We start from the raw sequence: 2,605 nt of genomic DNA, 5'->3' as shown, positions 1-2,605 counted from the left end.
GATAGAAAGTAATTCCTCAGAGTTTTTGGGGTCTAAGGAAGCGGTTGGTTCATCTGCGAGAATCAAAGGCGGATCCTTTAAAATTATCTTCGCTAATGCAACACGTTGTGCTTCTCCTCCTGATAACTCAAAGATAGGTTGCTTCAAATCTAAATAAGAGAGGTTTACACGATTTAGAGCTTGTTTCATCAAAGAGATTTTCTCTTTTTCTTTCAACTTTTTACCAACTAAACCCAGATTAAGATTCTCTTTGACGGTTTGGCTTTCAATTAAGCCAAAATCTTGAAATAAATATCCCAAGTAATCTCTAAAGAAAACAGAGGGCTTAATGTCTTTAAGAGAAGTGCCATCATAGATGATTTGCCCTTTGTCATATGGCTCTAATCGTCCAATCATATTCAAGAGTGTTGTCTTACCACAGCCACTTGTACCGATTAAGGCATAAATTTTCCCACCTTCAAAATGAAGATTCGTATCTGAAAATAGCTGACGGCTTCCAAATTTTTTAGATATATTCTTTAGTTCAATCATCCTATTTTCCTTTCATAATTGTCATAGAAACACGAGATTCTTTCTGCGCTTGACGGTAAAGCGTCAAAACTGCACTAGCTAGAAAGACTAATAAAGTGAGTAAGCCAATCACCAAGTCTCGACTGCTTAAAATAAAGAGACTAGCACCAAATACAAAACTGGCAAATTGACTAACCATATACTGAGCATGTGTTTCAAAAAATCGTAAACCTGAAATTCGTTTAATCAAGATATCTCGGCGGAATTGCTCGAAATATAGAAGATTGACAGAATAAAAGAGTAACAAAGAACTAGCTATCCCCACAATAGCTCCTAAGATTAAAGTTGCTGTTTCAGTTTGAACTTCATTATAACGAGTTAGATAAACACTTCTTCCTTCTTTAAGATAGGATACTTGCTCATAAATTCTAGCTTTCTTCAAGAGTTTAATCCCATCTTCATATCCTTTGATAAAGAGTTGTTTTCCAGCTTTGATAGACCAACTATATTTGGAAATGATACTATCACCTGTAGATGTTGGAGTAAATACAACTAAAATCGGATCAGTTAAGTACTGGATGGATACTGGACTTTCACCGTTATTATAAACAAATCGCTTTTCTCCAGTTGGAAGATAGCTAACAATCGCTCTCATTTCATACTCTAAAGGAGCACTTGCCTCCTCACCAGATTTTCCATAATCACTCAATCTTTCTTCAAAAGCTTTCTTAAGTTCTGCTTCTCGAGAGCGCAAATGTTCTGGGAGCAAGAGGATAAACTCACCTTTTTGGAGATGGGCTAACTTCTGTTTGGTCTCAGCATCTACCACGACCTTTTCCTTGTCCAAATAACTGGGACTAACATAGAGCGTATTAGCATCTGGACTATAGGCATCCAGTGTCTCTCCCTGTTCATTTTTTCCTTGTTCATTTTTTCCTTGTGGATTTGCAAAATGAATGAGATTATCTTTTACAAATAGAGCCTGTTCTTCTTCGATTGCTTCCTTGGCAAAGGCATACCACTTATTCTGATTTTCTGTATCTTTTACTCTATCACCTAAGCCAAAAGAAATTTGATAATAGTCTGCTCTATCCTGCCATGCTTGTTTTGAAATTTCAAGTTCTTTCAATCGTTGGTAAGACGTCAAACCTGTCTTAACAGCGTAGCCTACTGTAAAAACAGCTACTAACTGACACAATAGGGTTAAAGCCATCAAGCGTTTAAGGGGTAATCTTCCCTTAATAACGGGAACTAATGCTTTATAACTCAAACTCATTAGATAAAGAAGCATTAGTAAAATTGAAATCGCCAATAAAAACAACAGATAGAAACTAATCCCAAAACCATAGGTGGCTAACAAGATAGGATAAAACAAACCTTGACTAAAAAGAACGACTCCCCCACCTAGGAAGGAAAGGAGGGCTGATAGAAGGAGCCACTTGATATCAGTAGATAAAGAATGCCCCATGATAGATAAGAGAGTCTGACCAGAAAAGAGTTTTATACCTGCTGCTCTCATTTCCTTAATCCGAGTGATAATCACTAAAGCAAAGAAAGATAAGCCAAATATTGCTAAACTAATTAAAATAAGGGGATTTAGTAATATTTGAAAAGCAAGAAAATAGGGCGGTATCTTTCGGTCAGCAATTGCTTTATAACCCAAATCTCCTAATTTATCGGCAAGCTTTTCTTTCGTTAAGGAGCCTGACAAAAGGAGATAACTATTTAGCGGATCACTACGTTCACGACTTTCTTGGCTAGCTTCTTGGAATTCTTTTGGTAAAGTTCCCTGACCATAAGTTGCATAAGTAAAGTGAGTCGTCCCATCCTTACTCGGCTCTACAATTCTCCTAGCTATTAAACTCTGTTCGGAGTTTGCAAAATTCTCCAATTCCTGTTCAAATACCTCACGCGTCGGTTCCTGAGTATCTTTTTTGACACGAAGTAAAGTAACGGAATCATAGCTTGCATATAAATATTGTGGCGCACGTAAGACAATAATCCAAGCAAGGAAGAAGCTGAGAAAAAAAGTTGATAATAATATGAATAGTTTCTTCATAGTAGACTCCTTGTATAAGAGAATAACCCTATAGAA

At 36.7% G+C, this 2,605-nt stretch carries 2 protein-coding genes; both read right to left on the bottom strand.

Features of this window, described 5'->3' with window-relative positions:
* Positions 1–531 (bottom strand): ATP-binding cassette domain-containing protein (locus tag RWO85_RS10340; protein WP_314415775.1); only part of this gene is annotated, 531 nt, incomplete at its 3' end.
* A gap of 1 nt (position 532) precedes the next feature.
* Complete coding sequence (locus RWO85_RS10335) at positions 533–2,569, bottom strand: bacteriocin-associated integral membrane family protein (RefSeq protein ID WP_314415772.1); 2,037 nt, start codon at positions 2,567–2,569, stop codon at positions 533–535.
* Between the last annotated feature and the right edge of the window lie 36 nt (positions 2,570–2,605).

Source organism: uncultured Streptococcus sp. (assembly GCF_963521865.1).
Classification (GTDB): Bacteria; Bacillota; Bacilli; order Lactobacillales; family Streptococcaceae; genus Streptococcus.
This window is presented reverse-complemented; position numbering and strand designations above follow the sequence as displayed.

Excerpts from the sequence above, each read along its gene's own strand:
- RWO85_RS10335 (WP_314415772.1), bottom strand. The coding sequence starts at position 2,569 with ATGAAGAAACTATTCATATTATTATCAACTTTTTTTCTCAGCTTCTTC.